Source organism: Rhodococcus sp. NyZ502 (assembly GCF_041464245.1).
GTDB lineage: Bacteria > Actinomycetota > Actinomycetes > Mycobacteriales > Mycobacteriaceae > Rhodococcus_F > Rhodococcus_F qingshengii.
The window spans coordinates 2,757,492-2,783,936 of the sequence record NZ_CP167155.1 but is presented as its reverse complement, the minus strand read 5'-3'; the positions used below and the strand labels follow the sequence as shown (position 1 = coordinate 2,783,936).

The window sequence follows — 26,445 nt, the reverse complement described above, 5'->3', positions numbered from 1 at the left end:
CTGCACCGTTCACCTCGGCTGCACCGTTCATCTCGACTGCACCGTTTGCATGTCGACAACTGAGAGGATCTTCATGAAGATCAATCGCTCCGTCCGTTTCGGAATCGGAATCATGGCTATCGCGTTCGCTGCCACGGCTTGTGGTGGAGGAGAAGAAAAGAGCGCATCGCAGAGTGCTGCCGACGGAACGCTCACCGTCGGTATCAAGTTCGATCAGCCCGGCCTCGGTCAGCGCAATCCGGACGGGACGTTCTCCGGCTTCGACGTCGAGGTAGCCCGGTACATCGCGAACGAACTCGGCGTGAAGCCCGAAGGAATCACCTTCAAGGAATCACCGTCAGCCCAACGCGAGACCCTGATCCAGAACGGCGAGGTCGACTACATTGTGGCCACCTACTCGATCACCGACGCACGCAAGGAAAAGGTCGGCTTTGCCGGTCCGTACTTCATCGCCGGCCAATCGCTGCTCGTTCGCTCCGACAACACCGACATCACAGGTCGCGATTCTCTCAGCGGCGGCAAGAAGCTCTGCTCGGTGACTGGCTCCACTCCGGCTCAGAAGGTCAAGGACTCCGTACCTGACGTCCAACTTCAGGAGTTCGACACCTACTCTGCTTGTGTCGAAGCACTGCGCAACGGCGCTGTCGACGCAGTCACCACCGATGACATCATCCTCGCTGGTTTTGCCGCACAGTACCCCGGCCAGTTGAAGGTCGTCGGAGAACCGTTCACAACGGAAAACTACGGCGTCGGCCTGGCCAAGGACGATTCCGAGACCCGCGGCAAGATCAACGACGCCATCGAGAAGATGATCTCCACCGGCGCATGGGAAGAAGCCTTCAACAACACCGTTGGCGCTTCGGGCTACCCCATCCCGGCGCCGCCCACCGTTGATCGTTACTGACCTGCTTTTTTCACCGTCAATCTCGCTGCGGCTCCCACTTCGGGAGCCGCAGCGCGTGACGCCACCAACGGAGATCCCGTGATCTGGGGAGACGGCAAGTGAACCTTCTGAGCAAGTACGGCGACCAGCTTCTGGAAGCCTTCTGGACCACGATCCAGCTGACATTTTTCTCCGCGATCGGCGCTGTCATCATCGGTGTGCTGATCGCGGCGATGCGCGTGTCACCGGTCCCGGTCGCCCGATTCCTGGGCGCCGCGTACGTGACCGTGTTCCGCAATACCCCCCTCACACTGATTCTGTTGTTCTGTCTGTTCGGTCTTTCGCAGACGCTCGGAGTCAACCTCGCCAAGTCGGATTCGCCGACATTTCTGGTGGACAACAACTTCCGACTCGCCGTCCTCGGCCTCAGTGTCTACACCGCCGCGTTCGTGTGTGAGTCACTTCGATCGGGAATCAATACCGTTCCGGTCGGCCAGGCCGAAGCGGGCCGATCACTCGGTCTGTCGTTTGCACAAAATCTTCGGCTGATCGTCCTGCCTCAGGCATTTCGCGCGGTCACAGCACCGCTGGGTAGCGTGCTGATCGCACTGACCAAGAACTCGACCATCGCCGCGGTGATCGGCGTATCCGAAGCGTCAGCGCTGATGAAGAAGATGATCGAAAACGAAGCGGCGATCTTCGTCGTCGGTGGAATCTTTGCTGTCGGTTTCGTGATCCTGACACTTCCCATGGGCTTGATCTTCGGCAAGCTGAGCAAGCGATTCGAGGTTTCACGATGAGCAACCGCGCAACAGTCCTCTACGACGCGCCAGGCCCCAGAGCGCGAAATCTCTACCGATTCGCATCCCTTGTCGTCGCTGCACTCATGGTCGCAATCGGTTACGTCATCTACCGCGCACTCGACGAAAAGGGCCAGCTGACAGCAGCGAAGTGGGATCCGTTCCTCGAATCCACGTCGTGGACAACGTATCTGATACCCGGCATCCGGGGAACGCTGATCGCGGCTGCGATGTCCATCGTCTTCGCGCTCATCCTCGGTTCTGCCCTGGGTATCGGCCGACTCTCCGAGCACAACATCATTCGGAAGATTTGCGGCGTCATCGTCGAATTGTTCCGAGCAGTACCGGTTCTGATTCTGATGATCTTCTCGTATCAGGTGTTCGCCGAATACGAGGTCTTCAAGTCCAAGTACCTCGCACTCGCGGCAGTCGTCGTGGGTCTGACTCTGTACAACGGTTCTGTGATCGCCGAGATCGTCCGTGCCGGAATCAACTCACTCCCACGAGGGCAAAGTGAGGCCGCCAAGGCACTAGGCATGCGCAAGACGCAGATCATGGTGACGATCCTGCTCCCCCAGGCGGTTACCGCCATGCTCCCGGCACTGATTTCACAGATGGTCGTGGCGTTGAAGGACTCCGCCCTCGGTTACCTGATCGGGTATGTCGAGCTGGTGCGTCAGGCCCAACAGCTCGGCACCTTCTACGGAAACTTCCTGCCGGCGCTCATCGTGGTCGCCGCGATTATGATAGCTCTCAACTCGGCTCTGACCTTCCTGGCAACCAAGGTGGAGAAGCGCCTGCGTTCCGGAAAGCGAAAGGGCAAGGGCCCCATCGCGGCTCCGTCCGCCGACCCAGCCGTTTCGGTTCCGGGTATGGACCTGACCAAGCCGTGAATCAGATGGAGCCGTGAGTCGAATCCGGCCGCGTTAGCGCGAATACACAACAGGGCGGGGGTACCACCGAATTTCGGTGGTACCCCCGCCCTGTTGTTCTGAATGCTGCACTTCGCTACGAGTCGGTGACCGCCGCCATCTCGGCTTTGACCACCTCGTACGACATCCCAGCTGAATATCCCTTGCGTGCCAGCATCGAGACCAGTCGACGCGTGACCTTGTCACGATCATCGACGGGCTTGTTCTTCAGCTTCCGCCGAACCAGCTCCGCTGCTCGCTCGCGTTCATCTTCCGGATCGATCTGTGACGCTTCGGAAGCGGTGTCCTGGTCGATTCCTTTGAGCCGCAACTCGACTGCAAGCGCACGCTTTCCCTTGCCCGAGTACGTGTGCCGCGAATGAACCCACTGGTTCGCGAAGTCTGCGTCGTCGATCAACCCGATTTCTTGGAGTCGATCGAGGACCTTGGCAATGATCTCGGGCTCGAAGCCGCGCCCGCTCAGCTTTGTTTCCAGCTCGGAACGACTGCGCGCCCGGTCGGTCAGGAGGCGTAGGCAAGCATCTTTGGCCTGCGCCTCCGTCCCACCTTCTGCGCGTTGCGACGGCTTCTCGGATCGTTGACGGGATCGACGCCGAGGAGCGCCGTACTCTTCACGAGCATTCTCGCCGTTGTCACCGTCGTCGAAGCTCATGACTGAACTCAGAAGTCGGCGGGAGCTTCGTCGGTTGCAGTGACGTCAGCACCGATACCGAGCTTTTCCTTGATCTTCTTCTCGATCTCGTCACGGATATCGGTGTTCTCCAGCAAGAACTTACGAGCATTTTCCTTGCCCTGACCCAACTGGTCACCTTCGTAGGTGTACCAGGAGCCGGACTTGCGGATGAACCCGTGCTCGACACCCATGTCGATGAGCGAGCCTTCCTTGCTGATGCCCTGGCCGTAGAGAATGTCGAACTCGGCCTGCTTGAACGGCGGCGCGACCTTGTTCTTGACGACCTTGACGCGAGTGCGGTTACCCACTGCGTCGGTACCGTCCTTGAGAGTTTCGATACGACGGATGTCGAGGCGGACCGAAGCGTAGAACTTCAGTGCCTTACCACCGGTGGTGGTTTCGGGAGAACCGAACATCACACCGATCTTCTCGCGAAGCTGGTTGATGAAGATGACGGTGGTGCCCGAGTTGTTCATGGCACCGGTGATCTTGCGCAGCGCCTGGCTCATCAGTCGAGCCTGCAAACCGACGTGGCTGTCACCCATCTCGCCTTCGATCTCGGCGCGAGGAACAAGAGCGGCCACGGAGTCGATCACGACGATGTCGAGGGCGCCTGAACGGATCAGCATGTCGGTGATTTCGAGGGCCTGCTCACCCGTATCGGGCTGCGAGACCAGGAGTGCATCGGTATCGACGCCCAGCTTGGCTGCATAGTCGGGATCGAGTGCGTGCTCCGCGTCGATGAACGCCGCGATGCCGCCGTTGGCCTGAGCATTGGCAACTGCGTGCAGTGCCACGGTGGTCTTACCCGAGGACTCCGGGCCGTAGATCTCGATGACGCGGCCACGCGGCAGTCCGCCGATACCCAGCGCGACGTCGAGCGCGATGGAACCGGTGGGAATGACGGCGATGGGCTGGCGGACACCCTCACCCAGGCGCATCACCGAACCCTTGCCGAAGTTCTTGTCGATCTGCGCCAACGCGAGGTCGAGTGCCTTGTCCCGATCAGGTGCCTGTGGTGCCATCGTGATCCCCATCCTTGTTTCAGTCTTCAGTGCCTGCCTGAGCAGACTCCGTCTCTTCAGCGCCTGCCTGAGCCGACCCTGTTGGTGTGTTGCGATCAGAGTAGATCCGGCCACCGACAGACTTTTCGATCTTGCTTTAGCGCTTGTCGATCACCGCGTTTGTAGGTCACCGCGTTTGTAGAACATCGAAAGTTCGCAGTTACCAAAGGAGCGTCACCACCGAACAGGTTCAGCATAGACGAACACGTGTTCGAACAGAAGATGGGAGGCGTTCGACACGCCGAAAAAATCAGCGGCGGGCGGGCGGTACGTCGAACTCCACACAGAGCGCACGCCACACTTCGCGAGGCTCCCAACCTGCTTCGACGGCCTCCGCAGCAGTCATTCCGTCGAGACTCTGGAGTACATGGTCGATCAGCATCGAGTCGCCTCGTACCTGCCCGAACTCTTCGCGCACCATTTCATGAAATTCGGTCAACCGCACAGCCGCCACCGTAGTCCACAGAGCGGTGCACCTGCATTCAGGCGCAACGTGCTCACGCCGTCACACCTCCGTTGACCACCTGTCGGCACACCGCCACCGGATCGGTGACCTGCGACGCAGTCGCGGCAGCCGCTCTCGCAGCTTCCGCGAATCGTTTGTCGGAGAGCACCTGCAGTACGGCATCGCGAATCGACTGAGCATCTGCGGGCCGCACGATCACCGACGTCCCTGCCCGCGCAGCGCGATTGGCCAACTCCCACTGGTCCCCGCCCCCGGGAACGACGACCGTCGGCACGCCGGCCAGCAGGGCCTTCGCCAACATGCCGTGCCCGCCGCCACATACCAACACCGACGCGTCACGCAGCATCGCGTCCTGGCGTCCGAGACCTGCACGAACCCAATCAGGATGCTCACCTTCAGCCCCGTCGAGCATCGACGCGATCAGCCGCACACCGGCTCCGCCGAGTCCTTCGACCGTGCCCTCGAACATTCCCACTGCGCCGGTATGCGCCGTGGAGGGCGCCACCATAACCAGCGGTTCGTCACCTGGCGGTGGATCCAGAATCACCTCGGTCGGCTCCCACAGAAGCGGTCCGACGACGTGAGCGCGCTCCGGCCAGTCGGGGCGAGGCACTTCGAGTGCCGGAAGTGTTGCGATCAGCCGCGCTTGCGGACCGGGATCCAGAGCGGGCAGTCCGACACCGACACGGGCCTGGGATCGCTGGGCCAACCCTTGCTTGATCGAACGTCCCGTCGCTGCGCGCATCAGGGTATCGCGGAGTCGACCACGAATTCCGACGCCGGGCGCGAGCCCACTGCCGATCGGCGGCAACCCCCGTGAAGGTGAGTACAGCGGGTGAGGCGAGAGTTCCACCCAGGGGATGCCAAGTCTTTCGGCGGCCAATCCGCCTCCGGCAGTGAGGATGTCGGAAACGACGAGATCCGGGGAGACGGACTTCAGGTCGGGAAGCAGTTCGGTGGAAATATAGGCGGCGCGCGAATGAATCCGAGCACCTGCATCAAGATCGTCGTCTCCCGGCCGCGGGGCCAAGCCCTTGAGCGGCTCGGCTTCCACGCCGGCTGCTCGCGCTGCCTCGACCCACCGGGTCCCCGTGTACAGGATCGGTTCGTCGCCGGCCTGGATCAACGCCAGCGACAACGCTATTGCGGGAAAAGCATGACCCGGGTCCGGCCCGGCAACAACGGCTACACGCACCGGATCAGAGTGTCACACCGAGTGAAAGGCCTGTTCCGCCGCACCCAGTGCGCGTTCGCGATCCGAAACCACCAATCCGATTCTCGTCCTGCGATCGAGGACGTCGTCGACGTCGAGGGCGCCTTCATGCGACACCGCGAAATCGAACTCGGCACCGCAGATCTCCAAGTCCGCAACCGACCGGAGACGATCGCCGCTCGCCGCGGCAACGACCTCGGCCTCGGTGCCGTATCGCGCCACCAATGACGCGGGTGCCTTGATCTTCTTCAATTCCGCCGGTGATGCAGCGCCTACCAGCGGCAACGCGCGTGTCCGACATGCCCCGGCGCTCAGCGACCCGACCTCGACCGCAGCGTCGACGGCGTCTTCGGCCATCTTGCGGTACGTCGTGAGTTTTCCGCCTACCACCGTGACCAAGCCCGAGTCCGAACGGACTACAGCGTGATTGCGCGAGAGGTCGGCCGTCGAGCCTTCACCGGTGTCCAGCAGCGGACGCAGACCCGCGAAGGTCCCCAAGACGTCCCCACGGGTCAGCGGAGCTTCCAACGCCGTGTTCACGGTGTCGAGCAGGAAGCCGATCTCGTCCTCGGACGCCGTCGGTACGTCAGGCACCGGTCCCGGCGCTGCTTCGTCGGTCAACCCGAGGTAGATCCGGCCGAGCTGGGCGGGCAGGGCGAAGACGAAACGGTTGGTCTCGCCGGGAATCGGCACGGTCAGTGCTGCCGTGGGGTTCCCCAATCGCGCTGCATCGAGCACCAGGTGCGTCCCGCGGCTGGGGCGCAGGGTGATGCTGGAGTCGACCTGATCAGCCCAGACACCGGTCGCATTGACCACGACGCGGGCACGCATCAAGAACTCGGATCCGGTCAACTCGTCGCGCAAGGTGGCCGACGTTCCGGATACGTCGTAAGCACCGACGCGCGTCAGGATTCGCGCGCCGTGCGACGCTGCGGTTCTGGCGATACCGACGACGAGGCGGGCGTCGTCGATGAGCTGCCCGTCGAACGCGGTCAAGGCGCCTCGTAGGTTTTCCCGCTTGACCGCGGGAGCCAATTCGCGCGCCCGCGCAGCGCTGACCGTCCGTGATCTGGGCAGCACCGAAGCCGGGGTTCGCGCCGACATGCGCAGAGCGTCACCAGCCAGGAAACCGGTACGCACCAGGGCCTTCCCGAAGAACGACGTTTCGGGCAACAGCGGTACGAGTTGGGGCATGGCGCGAACGAGGTGCGGCGCGGTGCGCGTCATGAGAATGCCGCGCTCGACCGCACTTTCACGCGCTATACCGACATTGCCGGAAGCCAGGTACCGAAGGCCGCCGTGTGCGAGTTTCGAACTCCAGCGGCTGGTGCCGAACGCGAGGTCGTGCTTTTCGACCAGCGCAACACTGAGCCCACGAGTCACGGCGTCGAGAGCGACACCGACACCGGTGATTCCGCCGCCGATCACCAGGACGTCGACCGAATCGCCGTTCGCCAACTGCTCGAGTTCACGAGTACGCCGTTGTGCGTTGAGCGCTGAATCGCTGCCTGCTGAATCTAGGGGGCTCACAGCTATTCTCCCGAATTCTTGACGGGTGCCAGATAAGCAGCGACCGCATATCGAAGTTGCTCGACCGACGCATCGGAGGAAAGCTCCGGCTCGAGAGTCGGCGCAGAAATGACGACGGACTGAGCCATCAGTAGAACCATCGCCGCGATCTCGTTGACGCTTCCCTCGCGAATCGAACCGTCTTGTTGGCCGGCCGCGACAACGGATGTGATCAGCTCGAGAATCGACTTCTGGCTCGCGCCGAGCCGGTCCACGATGTAGGTCGTCAGCAATTCTTGATCAGCTTGCCGAATTTTCACGAAGAGCGGATGGTCGCGAATCTGGCCGACGACGTCACCGATCGCCTCCACGAGCAACGTGCCGGCAGACCCGTTGAAGGTCACCTCGGGCAGCACCGATCGGATCTCCCGGGTGAGCAGGTCCGCGACGACAGCTCGCGTGTCCGGCCATCGCCGGTAGACCGTCGGTCGGCTCACGCCGGCGCGACGCGAGATCTCGGCAAGTGTGGTTCGCTGCATTCCGAAATCGAGGACACACGACCTTGCTGCGTCGAGAATCACGTCGTCGATCTCGCGGCTGGGGATGCGCTGACCATCTGCCTTGCGAGGGGCAAGTGAGTCATCTGCGTTACGGATTACCATCGTGTGTAACACAATACCGGACAAGTCACCGGTAATCCCGTCGGGACTTGCGATTTCTCTCGCTCAGAGATCATCAGAAATAGTACAACTCGAAACCAACTGCTCGCTCGGCGTCGAAACCAGGCTTCGGTCCGCTGACCATGTCGATCTGTGCGCGCGCCTGTTCCCGGATCGGCGTGGAACTCAGCGCCGCCAGATATCGCGCATGTTCCGCGAGCGAATCCACGGCGCGATCGACCGTCGACGTCACGTCGACGCAGTGTGTGGGAGTCATCGTATTGACCGCAACCCACCGAACACCGGGCCACGGCGCCAGTCCCTGCGCCGTCAACGAGGGAAAGATCCATTCGTTTGCTGCGTCGGCAGTTGCGTCGAGAACGCTGATCCCGAGTGCACGGTGATCTGCGCTGTTCAGATAGCCGGGGCCCCAGGTGTGGGAGAAGTTCATCGTCACCACCAATTCCGGACGGTGGCGGCGAATTGCTGCGGCGAGAGTCGAGCGCAACTCCAAGCCTTCCACGAGACGACCGTCGGGCAGGCCGAGGAACTCCACCTCACCGACACCGACGATCGCGGCCGAGCGACGCTCTTCTTCCTCGCGGATCGGGCCGGACTCCTCGGGCGACAGACAGGCGATTCCGGCCTCGCCGCGCGTGGCCAGGACATATCGCACGTCTTTGCCGCGATCGGTCCACTGCGCCACTGCTGCGGCTGCGCCGTATTCGATGTCATCGGGATGCGCCACGATGACAATCGCGCGCTGCCAGTCCTCGGGGAAGTTTTCCATAGGGCAGATCTTGCCCGTCAGAACCGCGAAGCGGGCGAATTGTCGTCACTTCCCGACATCGCCTTCACCAGGAAGTAGATTCCGAAGCCGACAGCGCCGACCACCAGAACCCAGAAAAGCCCCTTGATCAGCGCACCGACCACCGCGAGTGCGACCCACACCAGTACGACGGCCAAAACGATCTTCCAAAACATGCTTACCTCCAACGTGCCGTTGAATAATCAGTCGAATCGGACAGGTGCTGCGTCGTCCGTAGAACCAGCCTGACAGGTCTGGCGTGACAAAGCAGCAGCTCAGCGGCAAGTTCAGGTAAAGATCAGGGTTCACCCCGAGACCGGCCCTCACGCAGGTCAGGTGTCCAACCCATGGGAACTTGCTCCTGGCGTAAACTCGCGAAGTTCGATCCCGTATGCCGAAGGAGCACGTCCGCAGTGTCTACGACCCGTTTCCCCGCTCGCGATCTCGCGCATGTCGCCGTCTTCGCCGCACTCATCATCGCGCTGGGCCTACCCGGGTCGATCAACATCGGCATTTCCGGCGTGCCGATCACCCTTCAGTCCATGGGCGTCATGATGGCCGGCGCTCTACTCGGACCGCGCAAGGGTGTTCTCGCCGTCCTGACGGTCATTGCTCTGGGATTGGTCGGTCTACCGGTCCTTGCCGGCGGTCGCACCGCACTCGTGTCTCTCTCGAGCCCGACAGCCGGATTCCTCATCGGTTGGATCCCGACGGCGTTTGTCATCGGATGGCTGACCGCCAAGATGCTGCCCAAGTACCGGATCATCGCGGGCATCGGCATCAACCTTCTCGGCGGCGTCGTCGTTCTCTACGCGTTCGGCATCGTTGGAATGATGGTCCGCGGACACATGAGCTTCGTTGCCGCATGGTCGGCCAACGCCGCCTTCATCCCGCTCGACGCCGCAAAAGCAGTCGTCACCGCGTTGGTCGCGTCCCAGGTTCACCGGGCATACCCGGCACTACTGCGCGACTCGGTGATCTCGTCGAACAAGACCGTGGTGGCGAATTAATCTCCGATGAGTGAGATCGTCTTCGAGAACGTCGGACACAGCTTCGGTGAACGAACGGTCCTGCAGCAGATAGATCTGCGACTGAGCGAGCAGCGAATCGGAATCGTGGGTGCGAACGGAAGCGGCAAGTCGACGCTCGCTCGCATGATCAACGGACTGGTCGTTCCGACGGAAGGACACGTCCACGTCAACGGCTTGGACACGGCGAAGAAGGGCCGCGACGTACGCAAGCAGGTCGGATTCGTCTTCACCGATCCCAACCACCAGATCGTGATGCCGACGGTTGCCGAGGACATCGAATTCTCGCTCCGCCGTAGCGGATTGGGCAAAGCCGAGCGCGCCGCAAAGGTGGCCTCGGTGCTCGAACGCTACGGCCTCGCCGGGCACGCCGACCATCCCACCCACCAGCTTTCGGGCGGGCAGAAACAGCTCCTCGCGCTCGCGGCCATCATGGTGACGGAACCGAACGTACTCGTCGCCGACGAACCCACCACGCTCCTCGACCTTCGCAACTCTCGGCTGATCAGCTCGGTATTCGAGTCACTCGATCAGCAACTGATCGTCGTGACCCACCAACTCGATCTCCTCGAGTCCTTCGAACGGGTGTTGGTCGTCGACCAAGGCCGCGTCGTCGCTGACGGCTCCCCCGCCGACTCCATCGATCACTACCGGTCGTTGGTCTCGTGACCACTCTCGGCGTCTACCGTCCGGGCCGCTCACTCCTGCACCGGATGCCGACGGGGATCAAGCTCTTCGCCTTGGTCGTGGCCATCCTCGCCGTCTCGATCTTCGTGCGCGAGCCGTGGCAACTGGCAGCTCCCACGATCGTCGTTGTGGCCCTGTACGCGATTGCGCGCATTCCTCCGATGACTGCGATCCGGCAGCTGCGTCCGGCGCTGTGGATGTTGCTCTTCATCGGGGCGTTCCAGCTGATAGTCGCGGGATGGCAGCGAGCGGCCGTCGTGTGCGGGGTTCTGATCATTTCGATCGCCTTCGCGGCGATCATGGGTCTGACCACACGGATCTCCGAGATGCTCGACGCGATCACCCGGTTCCTGACACCCTTGCGACGCTTCGGCGTCAATCCCGAACGGATCGCTTTGCTCCTCGCAATGACGATCCGGTGCATCCCGCTGATGTTCGAGGTCATCACACAGGTGTCCGAGGCACGCAAGGCGCGAGGGCTCGGATTCTCGCTGCGATCCTTCGCAGTTCCGGTCATCGTCGGCACCCTGATGACCGCTGACGCAATGGGTGAAGCATTGGCGGCCCGCGGCGCCGACGACTGAGATTTCGAACAGGTGCATCGATCAGGCGCGAGGACCGATCAGTTGTACTTGCGGGTGATGTCGTCCACCTCACCGATGGCGTCGGCAAGCGCCGAGAGTCGCTCGGCGGCCGCGTGCAGCGCCGAGAGTTCTCGGTTGAATCCCACCAGAGCCGAAGGGCTGTGAGGCGCTGTCAATGCAGCTGCGGAGGTCACCAGATCCTCGTACCGATCCAACCCCGACTGCAACTCACGAACTGCGCCGTCGATGGTGGGATCAAGAGGTTCGGTCACCTTGGGTGTAGCGGCCACGGCGCGTTCCATCGCGACGACATCCGAAGACACCGCGAACATCGCTCTCAATGCCGAATCGGCGGTAACAGTGATTTCGTCCAACTCACCGGGGTCGATGGTGTCGGCGCGCCTGAGCACACTCAAGATCTCGAACAACGAAGTCTCGGCGCCGATGAGGCGAGACATCGGGATGAACGCGCGAGACGACGACGGTGGCAAGCGCCGGCGAATCGGCGCCGACGGCGGTGGGCCGGAACTCATCGAACGGTAACGACCGACCGCAATGACGGCGGGAACCGCGAACAGTGCCGCTCCCCCGCCTGCCACGACCACCGACCACTCGGGGGCCGACGCAACCGCAAGGCCGGCCGTGCCGACCACTGATCCGCCGGACATGAAACCCCAACGCTGAGCGCGTCGACGTGCACGGGCTCGTTTGCGCTCGAATTTGGCGCGCGGGTCCTGCCACCGCCGAGCGGCATCCGCCGCAGACAGTCCGACCTCGCGCAATGTGTCCGCGGTGCGTCCCAACGCTCCGAAGGCGCCGGATACGGAAACGGGAACGGCCGACCGGGGCTCGCGCCCAGATCGGCCGTCTCGTGAAGAAAACATCAGAGCATCACTGCCGACATCGAGGATTCGGCTACTGCCCGGTCTGACCGGCAGCCGGGGGCTGCTTCTCGACGGACGGAGTCGCAGGAGTGGCTGCTGCGCCGCCGGAAGGCAGTGCCTCGCCCTTCATGGAAGCACGAATCTGCTCGAGGCGACTGTGCCCTGCCATCTGGACCGAGGCCTGCTGGACCTCCATCATGCGGCCTTGAACGGAGTTCTGGGCGAGCTCGGCAGAGCCGAGTGCGTCGGCGTAACGCCGCTCGATCTTGTCGCGCACAGCATCGAGGCTGGGTGTGTTGCCGGGAGCCGACAGCGTGCTGTCCATGGACCGAAGGGACTCGCTCACGCGCTCCTGCATCTTGGCCTGCTCCAGCTGGCTGAGCAGCTTGGTGCGCTCGGCAACCTTTGCCTGCAGAGTCATCGCGTTCTGCTCGACAGCCTTCTTGGCCTGAGCGGCGGCCTGCAAGGACTGGTCGTGCAGTGCCTTCAGATCTTCGACGCCCTGCTCGGCCGTCACCAACTGGGCCGCAAAAGCTTCGGCAGCGTTGGTGTACTGGATCGCCTTGTCGTTGTCGCCGGCAGCAGCGGCCTGATCGGCGAGGTTGACGGCCTGGCGCGCGTTGGCGTTGAGCTTTTCGACCTCGTCGAGTTGACGGCTGAGCTTCATCTCGAGTTGACGCTGATTACCGATCACCGACGCAGCCTGCTGGGACAACGCCTGATGCTGGCGCTGTGCGTCCTCGATCGCCTGCTGAATCTGAACCTTTGGATCTGCCTTCTCATCGATCTTCGAATTGAAGAGCGCCATCAGGTACTTCCAGCCCTTGACGAAAGGATTAGCCATTGGTTTGATCCTGCCTCCATCTGATGCGCCGCGCCGAACGCGACCCGGAGCGCGACCGTCGCGCACCGAAACAAGGGCTGCGCCCTATCTGCTCTGACCCCACCTGCTGGAAACCGGCGGTTACGTACAAAATCTATCGGTTACGGCCGGTAGTGGCTACGCCGCCGCCAACCTTCGAGCGTTCGGTGCCGGAATCACGACGCGGGTATCGCGTGCGATTGTCGGCGAACCGGAAGCCGAGACCGAACCGGAAGCCGACACGGCGGGTTCGGCGACCTGCCGACCAGCTACCGGAGCGCTCTTCTTCGTGGCCAGGGTCTCGCTCACGTCGACCAGCACGTCGGACAGTGGGACTGCGAGCGCATCACAGATCGCCGCCAACAGTTCGCTCGATGCTTCCTTACGTCCACGTTCCACTTCGGACAGATAGCCCAAGCTCACACGCGCGCTGTTCGACACCTCACGTAGCGTGCGGCTCTGCGAAACGCGCGTACGCCGGAGACTGTCACCGATTGCCTCACGCAATAGCAGCGCCATCTCGCTCCTCCTTCATCCGTGACCTCATCGTGCATGGTCGTACGTCTTCACAATCGTCAACGTCCGAACACATCCGATTGGTTCCCGAGCCTATCGTGCCGCACGCTCTGCGACACGATCACGTAACCGCGACACGGCAGTTGCGACTGCGGTTGTCCGAATCTCCCACCGTTCGCCGCCGAGCGCGAGCGGTACGCATTCGGTTCCGTCCGGACCGGCGATACCGAGAAACACCGTTCCGACCGGGTGTCCGTCCTGCTCACTCGGACCGGCGACTCCGGTCAGTCCGATACCCCAGTCGGCGCCGCACCTCGTCCGGGCGCCGAGCGCCAACGCCACCGCCGTGCTCTCGGACACGGGGCCGTCCGTTGCCAGACGCTCGGGATCCACGCCCGCCAGCGTCGCTTTCAAGTCGGTCGCGTACACGACCAGGCCCCCACGCAGCACCGCGCTCGACCCCGGCACGGACGCGACCGCAGCCGTGAACAATCCAGCCGTCAGAGATTCGGCGGCGGCGACAGTATGCCTCGCGGCGCCAAGGGCGTCGACGAGTTCGACCACTCCGAGTGCGAGCAGCGGGTCCGTCATGACTCGACTGCGCGAACTCCGGCGCGAAGCCTGATCGCCTGCACGATGTATTCGATTCCCGTCGCCACCGTCAGCACGACGGCAGCAGCCATCAGCAATCCGCTGACGATGTCCCAACTGCTCGGCAGCGGGCAGAGGTAGAACCCGATCGCGACAGCCTGCACGAGGGTCTTGAGCTTGCCGCCCTTGCCCGCCGGGATGACCGCGTGCCGCAGTACCGCGAACCGCAACAGCGTGATTCCGAGTTCTCTGGCGATGATCACTCCGGTCACCCACCACGACAGGTCACCGAGAACCGAAAGGCCGATCAGCGCGGCGCCGATCAGTGCCTTGTCCGCGATCGGGTCCATGAGTTTGCCGAAATCGGTGACCAGACCGTACTTCCGAGCCAATTGGCCGTCGATCCGATCCGTGATCGCGGCGACGATGAACACGCCCATTGCCCCGAGACGCCACCACGTCGAGTGTCCGCCGTCGACGAACAGAACAACGAGAAAAACCGGAACGAGAACCATTCGGACCATCGTGAGAATGTTCGCGATGTTCAGCAACGGAACCGGGTTGTCCGCGACAGGTGTGCCGTCGGACGGGCCGACGGCGGCGCGATGGGCGTCGGTCTGATCGCGCGGGGTACTCATCGGATCACCGCACAGGCGGTGAGCCGAACCCGGGACAAAGCCGAGCGGCGCGGGAATTGCGTGGGGCGGACAGGCACGCGACTTAGAATATCGGTAGGGCCATTGACTAATGTGCACCACATGACTTCGACCGCGCCGACCTATACCGAGAGCCAGTTGATCGTGCGTCGCGCGCGAACGTCGGACATCCCCGAAATCAAGCGTCTGATCGACATCTACGCCGGCAAGATCCTCCTCGAGAAGAATCTCGTGACGCTGTACGAGGCAGTCCAGGAGTTCTGGGTCGCCGAGCGAGGCGGCCAGGTAATCGCTTGCGGCGCACTGCATGTGCTGTGGGCGGACCTGGGTGAGATCCGCACCGTCGCAGTCGATCCGACCGCCAAAGGCCAGGGCGCAGGATTCCACGTCGTCGACAAACTCATCGAGGTCGCCAAGGAATTGGAGTTGGAACGGTTGTTCGTTTTGACGTTCGAGACCGAGTTCTTCCACCGTCACGGATTCGCAGAGATCGACGGCACCCCCGTCACCGCCGAGGTCTATGCGGAAATGTGTCGGTCCTACGACGCCGGCGTCGCCGAGTTCCTCGATCTGAGCTATGTGAAACCCAACACACTCGGCAATACTCGCATGCTCCTGACTCTCTGAACCGTTCAGACTCTTCACACACCACCCTCTCGATCACCAGCCCCGAAAGCGGTTCACGATGTCGTTGTTCCTCGTCGAATACACCTACGCGCCCGAGAAGAACGCTCAGCGCGACGAAGTCCGTAGCGATCACCGCGCGTGGCTCGCGGATCTGGTTTCCCGCTCGATCGTCTTGTCATCCGGCCCGTTTGCAGATGGAAACGGCGCGCTGATCATCGTCGACGCCGCAGACGCCGACACCGTTTCCCTCCTCTTCACCCACGATCCGTTCGCGATCGCCGATTTGATCGAGAAGGTCCGGATCACCGAGTGGGTTCCGGTGTTGGGTCAGTTCAGCGCCTGAGAGCCCCGGCCCCGGCTTACTCCCCCGCCCGGTCGCGAGTCTTCAACAGGCTCGCGACCGTCGTCACCGCCAATACTCCGATGATCACTCCGAGTGAGAGTGCCGTGGAGATTTCCGGGACGGAGACGTGTTCACCTCCGTTGACGAACGAGAGGGTGTTCTCGTGCAACGCGTGAAGTACCAATTTCACACCGATGAACGCCAGGATTATCGAGAGCCCGTACGAGAGATAGACCAGCCGTTCGAGCAACCCACCGATCAGGAAGTACAGCTGCCGTAGACCCATCAGCGCGAAGGCGTTGGCGGTGAACACCAGATACGGTTCCTGGGTCAGACCGTAGATCGCCGGAATCGAATCGAGCGCGAAGAGCACGTCGGCAAACCCGATTGCGATGAGCGCCAACAACAACGGTGTCACGACGCGCTTGCCGTCGATCCGGGTGATCAGTTTGTCCCCGTCGTATTCCTCGGTTGTCGGCAGCACCCGCTTCACGAGTGAGATGATGCGACTGTCGCGCTTCTCCTCGGCTTCCTTCTCATGCCCGTGATCGCGGATCAGGGTGTACGCGGTGTAGATCAGGAACGCTCCGAAGAGGTAGAACACCCAGCTGTACGCATTGATGGCGGCGGCGCCGACTCCGATGAAGATTCCGCGCATCACCAATGCGAGGACGATGCCTATCAGCAGGACTTTCTGCTGGAACTCTCGCGGGACGGCGAACGTCGACATGATGATCACGAAGACGAACAGATTGTCTACCGAGAGCGCCTTTTCCGTGACGTATCCGGCGAAGTACTCACCGCCGTACGTGGTGCCCCAGATCCACATCACGACGAGGCCGAAGACGATGGCGATCGAGATGTAGACCGTCGACCAGAATGCGGACTCCCGGAACGTGGGCGCATGTGGCGTGCGGACGTGGGCGAAGAAGTCGAAGACGAACAGGCCGAGGATCACCACGATCGTGATTCCCCAAGCCAACGGCGTCACATGCACGGGTTCCTCCGGTCGTCTGTCGACGGCTTGTCCGCCGAGGTGTCGCTACTCGTCTGCGGGTGCCTCGTCCGGGTCGCCACCGCGAATCGACCACAGCAGACCGTCGAGTTCCTCAGGCTTCATCAAAACCTCGCGTGCCTTGGAGCCCTCGCTGGGGCCGACGACGCCGCGGTTTTCCATGAGGTCCATCAGTCTGCCGGCCTTGGCGAACCCGACTCGTAGCTTGCGCTGCAACATCGACGTCGAACCGAATTGACTCGTGATGACCAATTCCACGGCCTGCAGGAGGACATCCATGTCGTCGCCGATGTCGGGGTCGACGTCTTTCTTCTCCCCTGCCTTCTGCGCGGTGACACCTTCGGTGTACTCGGGCTCGGCCTGGTTCTTCGCGAAGTCGACGACCGCCGAGATTTCCTCGTCGGTGATGAACGCGCCCTGCATACGGGTCGGCTTACCCGCGCCCATGGGCAGGAAGAGGCCGTCACCCATACCGATGAGCTTCTCGGCTCCGGGCTGATCGAGGATGACTCGCGAGTCCGTCAGTGAAGACGTCGCGAACGCCAGACGCGAAGGCACGTTGGTCTTGATCAGGCCGGTGACGACGTCGACGGACGGGCGCTGCGTTGCCAGCACCAGGTGGATACCGGCAGCACGGGCTTTCTGCGTGATGCGGACGATTGCTTCTTCGACGTCGCGCGGCGCGGTCATCATGAGGTCTGCCAGCTCGTCCACGATCGCCAGGATGTAGGGGTACGGACGGTAGACGCGCTCGCTGCCCAGCGGGGCGGTGATTTCGCCGGACTTGACCTTGGAGTTGAAGTCGTCGATATGACGCACCCGGTTGGCCTGCATGTCCTGGTAGCGCTGTTCCATCTCCTCGACCAACCAGGCCAGCGCTGCCGCTGCCTTCTTCGGCTGAGTGATGATCGGCGTGATCAGGTGCGGGATACCTTCGTACGGCGTGAGCTCGACCATCTTGGGGTCGATGAGGATCATCCGTACTTCTTCGGGCGTTGCTCGGGTGAGCAACGAGACGAGCATCGAGTTCACGAAGCTCGACTTACCCGAGCCGGTCGAACCTGCCACCAGAAGGTGGGGCATCTTCGCGAGGTTCGCACTGACGAAGTCACCTTCGATGTCCTTACCCAGACCGATCACCAGCGGATGGTGATCGCGTCGGGTGCTCGGCGCGTTCAAAACGTCGGCGAGGCGGACCATTTCGCGGTCGGAGTTCGGTACCTCGATACCCACCGCGGACTTACCCGGAATGGGGGCCAGGAGGCGGACGTTGTCGGTTGCCACGGCGTACGCGATGTTGCGGGCGAGCGCGGTGATCTTCTCGACCTTCACGCCTGGGCCGAGTTCGACCTCGTAGCGCGTCACCGTCGGTCCGCGGGTGAAACCGGTAACAGCGGCATCGATCTTGAACTGTTCGAGGACTTCGCTGATCGCCTCGATCATCGCGTCGTTCGCAGAACTGCGGAGCTTGGGCGGGTCTCCCTCGATCAGCAACGTCGTCGGCGGGAGGTTGTAGTCGCCGTCGGTGACCCGATCGGTGACGAAGTGTTCCTTCTCCTCCGGCTCCGGTTCGGGTTTCGGCACGGGCTTGGCGATGGGGACCGAACGCGCAGGCACCTTGGGGCGCGGTGCCGGCGTCTCCACGACGGGCGCTGCCGCAGCCGCGACGGGCTCGTCGGGTACTGCGGTGTCGTCGGCGTTCCACAGACCGAGGACTTCGGTCTTCTTGTCTCCGGATTCGAACTCGTCCGTCGGGTAGTTGTCGATCGGTGCGCGTCGGCTGGTCCGCTTGGCGGGCTTGAGCGGCGGCTCGGCGTAGGTGTCGACCGGGTAGCCGTCGGCGTCGAACAGTGAAGGATCGTAAGCAGATTCGCCGTAGTGGTGCTCACCGTCCTCGTCGAATTCGGATCCGTAGTCGCCGTATTCGTCCGAGCGATACGAGGCGCCGAAGAAGGACTGGAACTTGCTCGGCACCTCACGCAGAGTCGTTCCGGTCAGAAGGAGGATTCCGAATCCGGCGGCGATGACCAGCAGCGGCGCAGACAGCCAGACGGTGAGCCCGTTGGTGAGCGGGCCGCCCACGACGTATCCGACAAACCCTGCGCCGTTGGAGCGACCGGTGGCGTCTGTCGGTGAACCCGAGATGATGTGCCAGAGGCCGAGCGCCGGCAGACCGACCAGCAAGGATCCCATGATCAGTCGGGGCCGGATCTCAGGTTTCGGTTCGGTGCGCATCAACAGGATCGCGAGGCCGACGCCGACGATGGGGAGCACGGCCGAGGCCGCGCCGAAGATCGCCCGCACGAGGGTGTCGATGCCGCCGCCGATCGGACCACCGGCCTTGAACCAGACGCCACCGGCGATGACGACGCTGAATGCGATCAGGCCGAGCGCTATTCCGTCGCGGCGGTGGCCGGCTTCGATCTCGCCGACCTTACTGACGGTGCGTGTGGTGGCGCCGACGCCGCGGGCAGCCAGGGACCACCCGGCTCCGATTCCCTTGCCCACAGCGGCCAACGGGCTGGCCCGCTGAGAGGTTTTCGATACCGGGCGGCGCGCGGCCGACGACGTACCGGACGCCTTCTTGGGCGCCGGCTTGGAGCCTTTGCCCGACGCGGGGCGCCCACCAGCCCTGGCCGAAGTCGTGACATTTCGAGGAGTCGATACGGTTCGCGTGGTGCGCGAGGCACGAGGTTTTGCGGTTGCGCGCGCGCTCGGAGTAGAGGCTGACGACCTGGTCGATGCCCTGGACGTAGACGTGCTTGTACTGGATCCCCGGGCGCTCGACTTACCTGCCATGGAGTTCAGGCTAGTCTGTGCGACCCCATCTGGACCATCCGCAACACCAGCAACACTGGTGGCGAGTGCGAAACGTGATCTTCACAACCCGTCTGTCGAGCTCGGCTCCGGCAGAAGGGGGCCATCAGAAACTGCGATCGAGCGCCATCACGGATTGAACGTCGGCCAGTTCACCTTTGGCTTCGATCTTCACCTCGTTGCGACCGAAAGCGTGCAGCAGCAACTCGGCGGGTTCACCCTGCAGGACAACACTGCGAGAGCCGGATTTGTGGACGACCGCACTCTCGCCGGACGGAAGTTCGAAAATGACCTCGACAGCGGCTTTGCGGTAACCCATCTTGCCGATCTGCCGGGCGTACTTCCACAGCTGAGCCTGCCGACCCTCCGACAACGGACGCGGCGCCCAGTTCAGATGTGCGCGTCGTACATCTTCGTGGTGGACGAACATTTCCGTGGTATTTACCTGCGCGTCGAGCCAGTACATCGGCGACCACCGAGGCGGCCCACTCCGAACGTCGTCGAGGATCTCCTCCCACGGACGCGCCGCTGCGGCCTTACGCACGCTCTCGGTGTGACCGGCAAGAGGGCTCAACATGATTCCGGGAGCGGCGTCGAGACGCCGCTCCCGGACTATCAGATGTGCTGCCAGGTCACGATTGGTCCACTCCCCACACAGTGTCGGAGCATCGGGGCCGAATTCGACCATGCTGTCCACCAGGGCGAGTCGTTCGTCATGAGCGAAGGTCACCTTCGCCAAAGTACTCGAACCGGACCGGGTTCGAGCGGAAGCGACCTGCTGTGCCGAATCTACGGAACCGCGATGACCGTCGGAATGATCATCGGACGGCGGCGGTACTTGTCCGCGACCCAGCGTCCGACGACGCGGCGCACCGACTGCGCGATGCGATGGGCGTCGATGACGCCTTCGCTCGCCAACCGGGCCAGGTCCGATTCCACGAGATCCGCGGCAGCCTTGAGCGCTGTCGGATCGTCGGAGAAGCCGCGACCGGACACCTCGGGGGTGCTGACCGCACGGCCCGTCGACTCGTTGATGACGATGGTGATCGCGATGAAGCCGCCCTCACCGAGCACGAGGCGATCGGACAGCGTCGGCTCACCGACGTCGCCGACGGACAGACCGTCGACGTAGACGTGTCCGACCGGTACGCGTCCGACGATCTCGGCGAGGCCGTCCACCATGTCGACCACGACGCCGTCCTCGGCCAATACGATGCGCTCTTCCGGCACGCCGGTTGCCTTTGCCAGCGCGGCGTTGGCACGCAGGTGCCGCCATTCACCGTGGACGGGCATGGCATTGGTGGGCCGAACCGCGTTGTACAGGTAGAGCAACTCACCGGCGGACGCGTGGCCCGAGACGTGAACCTTGGCGCTCTGCTGGGTCACGACGGTGGCACCGCGCTTGGCCAAACCGTTGACCACGGCAAAAACGGAGTTCTCGTTGCCCGGGATCAGCGAAGACGCGAGAACGACCAGGTCGTTGGCGCGGATGTTGATCTGACGGTGTTCGCCGCGCGCCATCCGCGAGAGCGCTGCCAACGGCTCACCCTGCGAACCCGTCGAAATGAGCACCAGGCGATCGTCGGGAAGGGTGGCGGCGGTGTCGATGTCTACGACGAGGCCGTCGGGCACCGTCAGGTAGCCCAGATCCTGGGCGATCTGCATGTTGCGGACCATCGAGCGGCCGACGAAGACGATGCGGCGGTTGTACCGAGCGGCTACGTCGACGACCTGCTGGATGCGATGCACGTGGCTGGCGAACGATGCCACGATGACGCGCTGCTTCGCCTTGCCGATGACGTTGTCGAGCACTCCCCCGATTTCGCGCTCGGGCGTGACGAATCCCGGAACTTCGGCGTTCGTCGAGTCGACGAGGAACAGGTCGACGCCCTCGTCGCCCAGGCGGGAGAATCCGGCGAGGTCGGTCAGGCGGCCGTCGAGAGGCAGCTGATCGAGCTTGATGTCACCGGTGTGCAGTACGACGCCGGCGTCGGTGCGAATCGCGATCGCGAGAGCGTCGGGAATCGAGTGGTTGACCGCGAAGTACTCGCAGTCGAACGGGCCATGGGTGGTGGTGTTTCCCTCGACGACCTCGACCAGGTTCGGACGCAGGCGATGCTCGCGGCACTTGGCGGCAACGAGAGCGAGAGTGAACTTCGCGCCGATGACCGGAATGTCCGCGCGCAGACGCAGCAAGAACGGCAGAGCACCGATGTGGTCCTCGTGTCCGTGAGTCAGGATGACGGCTTCGACGTCGTCCATACGGTCTTCGATGTAGCGGAAGTCCGGGAGGATCAGGTCGACGCCAGGCTGCTGGTCCTCGGGGAACAGCACACCGCAGTCGACGATCAGCAACTTGCCACGGTGCTCGAACACCGTCATGTTGCGACCGATTTCGCCGATGCCGCCCAGCGCGACGATGCGCAGACCCGATGCCGGCGCCTTCGGGGGTGTTCCGAGGCGACCCGTGGGATCGACGGCCGGACGGTTCTCGGGGCGCTTGTTTCCGCGCCCGTTGCCCGACTTCGATGCTGCCGGTCGGTTACCGCCGGAAGATTTGCGCGGCGACCTCTCTTCGGTCGACTTCTTGGGTGCAGCAGATTTGGTGGCAGCGGACTTGGTTGCTGCAGATTTGGTTGCTGCGGCCTTCTTGGGCGGGGCGGCTGCGGCGGGGGCCGCTTCTGCCGCCGGCGCAGCTGGTGCCTCTACCGGTGCGGCCTTTGCGGCCGTTTCGGGAGCCGGAGGCGAAGGCGGACCGGCTTGACGACTGGCACTACGACGTCGGGGGGGACGGGTCATTTACAAAACTCCTGCCGCATGCAGATCGGCGGCAAGACCGTCGATCTGCTCTTTAGTGGGTGCAACCTGCGGAAGGCGTGGTTCTCCGACATCGATTCCGATGAGTCGCAGACCCGCCTTCGAAGCGCTGACACCGCCGAGGCGGGCAACGGAACGAATCACAGGGATCAAACTGAGGTTTATCTCGCGTGCGCGGGCGATGTCGCCGGACACGAACGCGGTGTGAAGGTCACGGAGACGACCCGGAACAAGATGGCCGATGACGCTGACGAAGCCGGTGGCGCCGACAGCGAGCCACGGCAGATTCAGCGGGTCGTCGCCGGAGAAGAACTGAAGCTCGGTGGTGCCGATCAACTCTGCGCCGGCGTTGAGGTCGCCCTTGGCGTCCTTGACGGCCTTGATTCGCGGGTGCTCGGCGAGTCGGCGGATCGTCTCGGTCTCGATGGGAACGACGGAGCGGGGCGGAATGTCGTACAACATGACGGGCAGGTCGGTCGCGTTGGCGACGGCGGTGAAGTGTGCAAACAGTCCGGCCTGGGGCGGACGTGAGTAATACGGGGTGACGACGAGCAGACCGTGCGCTCCGGCGCGAGCCGCGTCACGTGCGAGTTCGACGCTGTGAGCGGTGTCGTTGCTGCCGGCGCCTGCAACGATCTTCGCGCGGTTACCGACGGCGTCGATCACTGCGCGGAGCAGGTCGAGCTTCTCGGACTCGGTGGTGGTGGGAGATTCACCGGTGGTACCGGCAAGAACGAGGCCGTCACAGCCGTTGTCGACGAGATGGGCTGCGAGGCGCACTCCCGCGTCGACGTCCAACTTCCCGTCGGCAGTGAACGGGGTCACCATCGCAACGGAAATGGTGCCGAACGGACGCTCGACAAGAGAAGCGGAATCACCGTAGGTCATGGTCAGAAGGTTACCCGGTTCAGCTCTTACTTCTGCACACGAGTCACGACTCGGCCGCAAATGCGCTGACGGCAATTTCCGATCCGTCGCTTCCGCGAAGAATCTCGTAGTCCCCGAACACATTTGGCGCGACATCACGAAGCTGACGCAGGCACTCGACCGCGACTCGCCGGATCTCGACATCCGCATGTTCGGTGGCACGCATCTCGACGAAGTGCCGCCAGGCCCGATAGTTCCCGGTCACGACCAAGCGCGTCTCGGTGGCGTTGGGCAGCACCGAGCGCGCAGCCTGCCTGGCTTGCTTGCCCCGCATCGGGGCACCGGGCACCGATTGCAGTTTCCCTTCGAGGGCAGTCAGCAGTTCCCCGTAAGCGCGACGGCTTTCGTCGGTGGCATTCAGAAACAGTGCTTCGAGCTCGGGATCACCTTCGACAGCAGGAGGCACGACGACGTTTGCATCGTTCTCACGGACGAATCGCTGCGAGAGTTGCGAGTACGAGAAGTGCCGGTGACGAATCAATTCGTGAGTGCACGAGCGCGAGATACCGGTGATGTAGAAGCTCACTGTCGCATGCTCGAGCACCGAAACGTGTCCGACTTCGAGCAGATGCCTCAGATAGCCGGCGTTGGTTGCGGTTCGCGGATTCGGCTTGGACCAACTCTGGTAGCAGGCTCGACCGGAGAACTCGACCAGCGCTTCGCCACCATCCGCGTCCGTCTCCCACGGAATGTCCTCGGGCGGGAAGAACTCGGACTTCGCCACCAACTGCACTTTCAGTGACACCGTGTTCGGCACAACCCACTCCTCGACAAGCACGAAACGACCAGCACGAAACCCGGGCGCCGTTCGCCTCAGGTGCTGGGCAACTCTATAGCGGTCGACCGCTCTCGATACCGAGTGACGTCATCACATCCTTGACTGACGTCACTTTTGACGTCACTGTGGTGTCATGGACATTTCGGAGTACACCGCAAAGCTGCAGAACGACCTCGCCACTGCAGCCGAACTCGGCGACGATCACACGCGCCGGATTGCGGCGTCGTTGTCCGCCGCCATCGAACCCTCGGTCCGCCTGGTCTTGTTGGCCGCGGCGACGGAACTGGCCAAGGAGATCGGGGCGAAGCTGGGCGACCGAGAGGTCAAGGTGAATCTCGACGGAAGCGAATTACTGGTCGACGTCGTTCGCCCGCCGAACTCGACCGGCGGCGAGGGTGCAAACGAGAAGGCAGACGACGAGAAGAAGGACTCAACCTACTCGTTCGATGACGTCAGCGGAGATATCAGCCGGGTGACGTTGAGGATGATGGAGCAGATCAAAGCCCGCGCCGAGGAGGCCGCCAATCAGAACGGAGTCTCCCTCAACTCGTGGGTTTCACAAGCCGTCCAGGGCGCATTGCGGGACCAGATGCGCAAGAACGGCATGGACTAGCTCGACGCCAACCCGATCACCGAATGATCTAATTGCGCAACTGCAGTAATCACGAACCGTTGCCGCAAGGCGAGAAGGAGCACGTTCATGGCCGTTTCGGGCGTCAAGGAATTCGAGATCAAGGCTGATCCGGAAACGGTGATGAAGGCCGTAGCAGCCGTCGATCGGCTGCCGGAGTGGTCGTCTGCACACAAGAAGATCACCATCGAGAGCACCCACGACGACGGTCGCCCCCATCGCGTTCGCATGGCCGTGTCCATTCTGGGAATCAACGACGAGCAGGTAGTCGACTACACCTTCGAGGGCGACGAGAAGGTGACCTGGACCCTCGTGGAGAGCGGTCAGCAGAACCAGCAGGACGGCTCGTACGTCTTGACTCCCACCGACGGTGGAACCAAAGTCACCTTCGAACTGACCATCGATCCCAAGATCCCGCTGCCGGGCTTCCTGGTGAAGAAGGCACAGAAGACGGCCCTGGAAACAGCGAGCAAGGGCCTGACGAAGTTCGTCGAAAACTTCTGAGCGCACACGCAATTCAGGCGGCCCTTACTTCGGCGTTCATCGCCGGGTAAGGGCCGTTTGCTGTGAAGCCGAGCTGTGTTTTCGCGGAAGTCCCTGCCGATGTTGAAGATTCGCCGGTAGCCAGGGACCGCCCGGAGTAACGTCGGCCGCGTGTCCGCCGAGACCGCAGAGCCCAACTCCATGGCACCCGTGCGCATCCTCGTCTACAGCGACGACGCACACACGCGCGAGCAAGTTCGGCTCGCTCTCGGAGAGCGCCCACATCCGTCGATGCCCACCATCGACTACATCGAGGTCGCGACGGCACCGATCGTCGTAGCCAAGCTCGATGCCGGCGGAATCGACCTCGCCATTCTCGACGGCGAGGCGAGTCCGGCGGGCGGCATGGGCGTCGCGAAACAACTCAAGGACGAGATCGCCGACTGTCCACCGATCCTCGTACTGACCGGTCGACCCGACGATGCGTGGCTGGCGTCGTGGTCGAGAGCGGAAGCCTCAGTGCCGCAGCCGATAGATCCGATCGAACTTGCTTCCACCGTCATCGCGCTTCTGCGTCGACAACTGAGCCGGTGAGCACCCGTTGCAGCGGTGATTCGTTGCGGCGCCGACTACTTCGGACTTTCGAGAGCGAAACTCGGCACCCCGAAAACGAACCCAATGTCGGAGGCCTCCCCTAGTGTGGGTGTCGCAGGTCACATAAGTATCGAATTGCTGGCAGTATCGAAATCGAACGGCACCTTCGGGCTGGGCGGACATCCGCACAGCGGAGAGGAGTTCGGGTGACATGAACGCTTACATCCCCATTCTCGTCCTCGGGGTCATCGCGATGGCCTTCGCTGTGGTGTCGGTTGTTCTCGCGTCCGTGGTCGGCCCGAAGCGGTACAACAGGGCGAAACTCGAAGCCTACGAATGCGGAATCGAACCGGCACCCCGTACCGCCGGTGGCGGGCGGTTTCCCGTCAAGTTCTATCTGACGGCAATGCTGTTCATCATCTTCGACATCGAGATCGTTTTCCTCTACCCGTGGGCGGTGCATTTCGATTCGCTCGGATTGTTCGGCCTCGCGGCGATGGGCCTTTTCATAGTCAACGTCTCGGTGGCATACGCATACGAATGGCGACGAGGCGGTCTCGGTTGGGACTAGGCCAGCGGACACAGGTACAGCACACAT

General features: G+C 62.8%; 31 protein-coding genes. 12 read left to right on the top strand and 19 right to left on the bottom strand.

Going from position 1 to position 26,445, the window contains the following annotated elements; translation table 11 throughout:
- Positions 1–73: 73 nt before the first annotated feature.
- The 3 genes from ACBG85_RS13035 (at position 74) to ACBG85_RS13025 (ending at position 2,576) form a co-directional block, all read left to right on the top strand.
- The gene (locus tag ACBG85_RS13035) at positions 74–904 is read left to right on the top strand and encodes a glutamate ABC transporter substrate-binding protein (protein ID WP_003942146.1); all 831 of its coding nucleotides are present in this window, start codon (positions 74–76) and stop codon (positions 902–904) included.
- A gap of 98 nt (positions 905–1,002) precedes the next feature.
- A complete protein-coding gene (locus tag ACBG85_RS13030) occupies positions 1,003–1,683 on the top strand; it encodes an amino acid ABC transporter permease (RefSeq protein WP_003942105.1) in 681 nt (226 codons plus the stop codon).
- Positions 1,680–2,576 carry an amino acid ABC transporter permease gene (locus ACBG85_RS13025; protein ID WP_007735172.1) on the top strand — a complete coding sequence of 299 codons (897 nt, stop codon included), beginning with the start codon at positions 1,680–1,682 and terminating at the stop codon, positions 2,574–2,576. The genes ACBG85_RS13030 and ACBG85_RS13025 overlap by 4 nt, the downstream gene beginning before the upstream one ends.
- Positions 2,577–2,691: 115 nt before the next feature.
- Here ACBG85_RS13025 and recX read toward each other — a convergent pair whose 3' ends face one another.
- The 8 genes from recX to ACBG85_RS12985 all read right to left on the bottom strand — a co-directional run bounded on the left by recX (position 2,692) and on the right by ACBG85_RS12985 (position 9,183).
- On the bottom strand, positions 2,692–3,267 hold the full coding sequence (gene recX / locus ACBG85_RS13020) for a recombination regulator RecX (protein ID WP_372027685.1): 576 nt from the start codon (positions 3,265–3,267) through the stop codon (positions 2,692–2,694).
- An 8-nt stretch (positions 3,268–3,275) separates the two neighbouring features.
- On the bottom strand, positions 3,276–4,313 hold the full coding sequence (gene recA, locus ACBG85_RS13015) for a recombinase RecA (RefSeq protein WP_007735170.1): 1,038 nt from the start codon (positions 4,311–4,313) through the stop codon (positions 3,276–3,278).
- Positions 4,314–4,602: 289 nt separating this feature from the next.
- Positions 4,603–4,797 carry a DUF3046 domain-containing protein gene (locus ACBG85_RS13010; RefSeq protein ID WP_003942185.1) on the bottom strand — a complete coding sequence of 65 codons (195 nt, stop codon included), beginning with the start codon at positions 4,795–4,797 and terminating at the stop codon, positions 4,603–4,605.
- A gap of 52 nt (positions 4,798–4,849) precedes the next feature.
- Positions 4,850–6,013, bottom strand: coding sequence for a glycosyltransferase (locus ACBG85_RS13005; protein ID WP_042450679.1), 1,164 nt, complete (start codon positions 6,011–6,013; stop codon positions 4,850–4,852).
- A gap of 12 nt (positions 6,014–6,025) precedes the next feature.
- Positions 6,026–7,561 carry a glycerol-3-phosphate dehydrogenase/oxidase gene (locus ACBG85_RS13000; RefSeq protein WP_372027681.1) on the bottom strand — a complete coding sequence of 512 codons (1,536 nt, stop codon included), beginning with the start codon at positions 7,559–7,561 and terminating at the stop codon, positions 6,026–6,028.
- Between the two features lie 2 nt (positions 7,562–7,563).
- Complete coding sequence (locus tag ACBG85_RS12995) at positions 7,564–8,202, bottom strand: TetR/AcrR family transcriptional regulator (RefSeq protein ID WP_372027678.1); 639 nt, start codon at positions 8,200–8,202, stop codon at positions 7,564–7,566.
- 73 nt (positions 8,203–8,275) lie between these two features.
- A complete protein-coding gene (locus tag ACBG85_RS12990) occupies positions 8,276–8,989 on the bottom strand; it encodes a PIG-L deacetylase family protein (RefSeq protein ID WP_372027675.1) in 714 nt (237 codons plus the stop codon).
- A 17-nt stretch (positions 8,990–9,006) separates the two neighbouring features.
- Positions 9,007–9,183: a hypothetical protein gene (locus ACBG85_RS12985; RefSeq protein ID WP_003942133.1), complete on the bottom strand. Its 177-nt coding sequence runs from the start codon at positions 9,181–9,183 to the stop codon at positions 9,007–9,009.
- 237 nt (positions 9,184–9,420) lie between these two features.
- Between ACBG85_RS12985 and ACBG85_RS12980 the strand changes: the two genes are divergently transcribed.
- The 3 genes from ACBG85_RS12980 to ACBG85_RS12970 are packed head-to-tail and all read left to right on the top strand — an operon-like array spanning position 9,421 to position 11,306.
- A complete protein-coding gene (locus tag ACBG85_RS12980) occupies positions 9,421–10,017 on the top strand; it encodes a biotin transporter BioY (protein WP_007735162.1) in 597 nt (198 codons plus the stop codon).
- Between the two features lie 6 nt (positions 10,018–10,023).
- The gene (locus ACBG85_RS12975) at positions 10,024–10,704 is read left to right on the top strand and encodes an energy-coupling factor ABC transporter ATP-binding protein (RefSeq protein ID WP_007735161.1); all 681 of its coding nucleotides are present in this window, start codon (positions 10,024–10,026) and stop codon (positions 10,702–10,704) included.
- Entirely contained in the window at positions 10,701–11,306 is a 606-nt protein-coding gene (locus ACBG85_RS12970) for an energy-coupling factor transporter transmembrane protein EcfT (RefSeq protein ID WP_042450682.1), read from the top strand. Before ACBG85_RS12975 ends, ACBG85_RS12970 begins: the two co-directional genes overlap by 4 nt.
- A 38-nt stretch (positions 11,307–11,344) precedes the next feature.
- On the opposite strand, the gene ACBG85_RS12965 is transcribed toward ACBG85_RS12970, so the two are convergent.
- The 5 genes from ACBG85_RS12965 to pgsA all read right to left on the bottom strand — a co-directional run bounded on the left by ACBG85_RS12965 (position 11,345) and on the right by pgsA (position 14,797).
- Complete coding sequence (locus tag ACBG85_RS12965) at positions 11,345–12,190, bottom strand: hypothetical protein (protein WP_372027672.1); 846 nt, start codon at positions 12,188–12,190, stop codon at positions 11,345–11,347.
- A 31-nt stretch (positions 12,191–12,221) separates the two neighbouring features.
- Positions 12,222–13,034 (bottom strand): phage shock protein PspA, encoded by an 813-nt coding sequence (pspA, locus tag ACBG85_RS12960; RefSeq protein WP_003942098.1) that lies wholly within the window; start codon positions 13,032–13,034, stop codon positions 12,222–12,224.
- 156 nt (positions 13,035–13,190) lie between these two features.
- Entirely contained in the window at positions 13,191–13,571 is a 381-nt protein-coding gene (locus ACBG85_RS12955; RefSeq protein WP_003942191.1) for a helix-turn-helix domain-containing protein, read from the bottom strand.
- A 90-nt stretch (positions 13,572–13,661) separates the two neighbouring features.
- A complete protein-coding gene (locus ACBG85_RS12950) occupies positions 13,662–14,159 on the bottom strand; it encodes a CinA family protein (RefSeq protein WP_030535560.1) in 498 nt (165 codons plus the stop codon).
- On the bottom strand, positions 14,156–14,797 hold the full coding sequence (gene pgsA, locus ACBG85_RS12945) for a CDP-diacylglycerol--glycerol-3-phosphate 3-phosphatidyltransferase (RefSeq protein WP_003942125.1): 642 nt from the start codon (positions 14,795–14,797) through the stop codon (positions 14,156–14,158). The genes ACBG85_RS12950 and pgsA overlap by 4 nt, the downstream gene beginning before the upstream one ends.
- Positions 14,798–14,917: 120 nt before the next feature.
- Here pgsA and ACBG85_RS12940 point away from each other — a divergent pair, with 120 nt between their 5' ends.
- Both ACBG85_RS12940 and ACBG85_RS12935 read left to right on the top strand, forming a co-directional pair.
- Positions 14,918–15,442 (top strand): amino-acid N-acetyltransferase, encoded by a 525-nt coding sequence (locus ACBG85_RS12940; protein ID WP_007735157.1) that lies wholly within the window; start codon positions 14,918–14,920, stop codon positions 15,440–15,442.
- Positions 15,443–15,500: 58 nt separating this feature from the next.
- Positions 15,501–15,785 (top strand): YciI family protein, encoded by a 285-nt coding sequence (locus tag ACBG85_RS12935; RefSeq protein ID WP_003942124.1) that lies wholly within the window; start codon positions 15,501–15,503, stop codon positions 15,783–15,785.
- A 16-nt stretch (positions 15,786–15,801) separates the two neighbouring features.
- Here ACBG85_RS12935 and ACBG85_RS12930 read toward each other — a convergent pair whose 3' ends face one another.
- From ACBG85_RS12930 to thyX, 6 genes are all read right to left on the bottom strand, one after another.
- Entirely contained in the window at positions 15,802–16,782 is a 981-nt protein-coding gene (locus ACBG85_RS12930) for a TerC family protein (RefSeq protein WP_019748181.1), read from the bottom strand.
- A gap of 45 nt (positions 16,783–16,827) precedes the next feature.
- Positions 16,828–19,599 (bottom strand): DNA translocase FtsK, encoded by a 2,772-nt coding sequence (locus tag ACBG85_RS12925; RefSeq protein ID WP_030535561.1) that lies wholly within the window; start codon positions 19,597–19,599, stop codon positions 16,828–16,830.
- A 124-nt stretch (positions 19,600–19,723) separates the two neighbouring features.
- Positions 19,724–20,347, bottom strand: coding sequence for a TIGR03085 family metal-binding protein (locus ACBG85_RS12920; RefSeq protein ID WP_003942175.1), 624 nt, complete (start codon positions 20,345–20,347; stop codon positions 19,724–19,726).
- Between the two features lie 59 nt (positions 20,348–20,406).
- On the bottom strand, positions 20,407–22,416 hold the full coding sequence (locus ACBG85_RS12915) for a ribonuclease J (protein WP_050655788.1): 2,010 nt from the start codon (positions 22,414–22,416) through the stop codon (positions 20,407–20,409).
- Positions 22,417–23,322, bottom strand: a complete 906-nt coding sequence (dapA, locus tag ACBG85_RS12910) for a 4-hydroxy-tetrahydrodipicolinate synthase (protein WP_003942142.1) — start codon at positions 23,320–23,322, stop codon at positions 22,417–22,419.
- A gap of 43 nt (positions 23,323–23,365) precedes the next feature.
- A complete protein-coding gene (gene thyX / locus ACBG85_RS12905; RefSeq protein WP_003942250.1) occupies positions 23,366–24,118 on the bottom strand; it encodes an FAD-dependent thymidylate synthase in 753 nt (250 codons plus the stop codon).
- Positions 24,119–24,272: 154 nt separating this feature from the next.
- Between thyX and ACBG85_RS12900 the strand changes: the two genes are divergently transcribed.
- The 4 genes from ACBG85_RS12900 (at position 24,273) to ACBG85_RS12885 (ending at position 26,418) form a co-directional block, all read left to right on the top strand.
- Positions 24,273–24,752, top strand: a complete 480-nt coding sequence (locus ACBG85_RS12900) for a toxin-antitoxin system HicB family antitoxin (protein WP_003942206.1) — start codon at positions 24,273–24,275, stop codon at positions 24,750–24,752.
- An 87-nt stretch (positions 24,753–24,839) separates the two neighbouring features.
- Positions 24,840–25,274 (top strand): SRPBCC family protein, encoded by a 435-nt coding sequence (locus tag ACBG85_RS12895; protein ID WP_003942203.1) that lies wholly within the window; start codon positions 24,840–24,842, stop codon positions 25,272–25,274.
- A 180-nt stretch (positions 25,275–25,454) separates the two neighbouring features.
- Positions 25,455–25,847, top strand: a complete 393-nt coding sequence (locus tag ACBG85_RS12890) for a response regulator transcription factor (protein WP_042450864.1) — start codon at positions 25,455–25,457, stop codon at positions 25,845–25,847.
- 211 nt (positions 25,848–26,058) lie between these two features.
- Positions 26,059–26,418: an NADH-quinone oxidoreductase subunit A gene (locus ACBG85_RS12885; RefSeq protein ID WP_003942165.1), complete on the top strand. Its 360-nt coding sequence runs from the start codon at positions 26,059–26,061 to the stop codon at positions 26,416–26,418.
- The last annotated feature ends 27 nt before the right edge of the window (positions 26,419–26,445 follow it).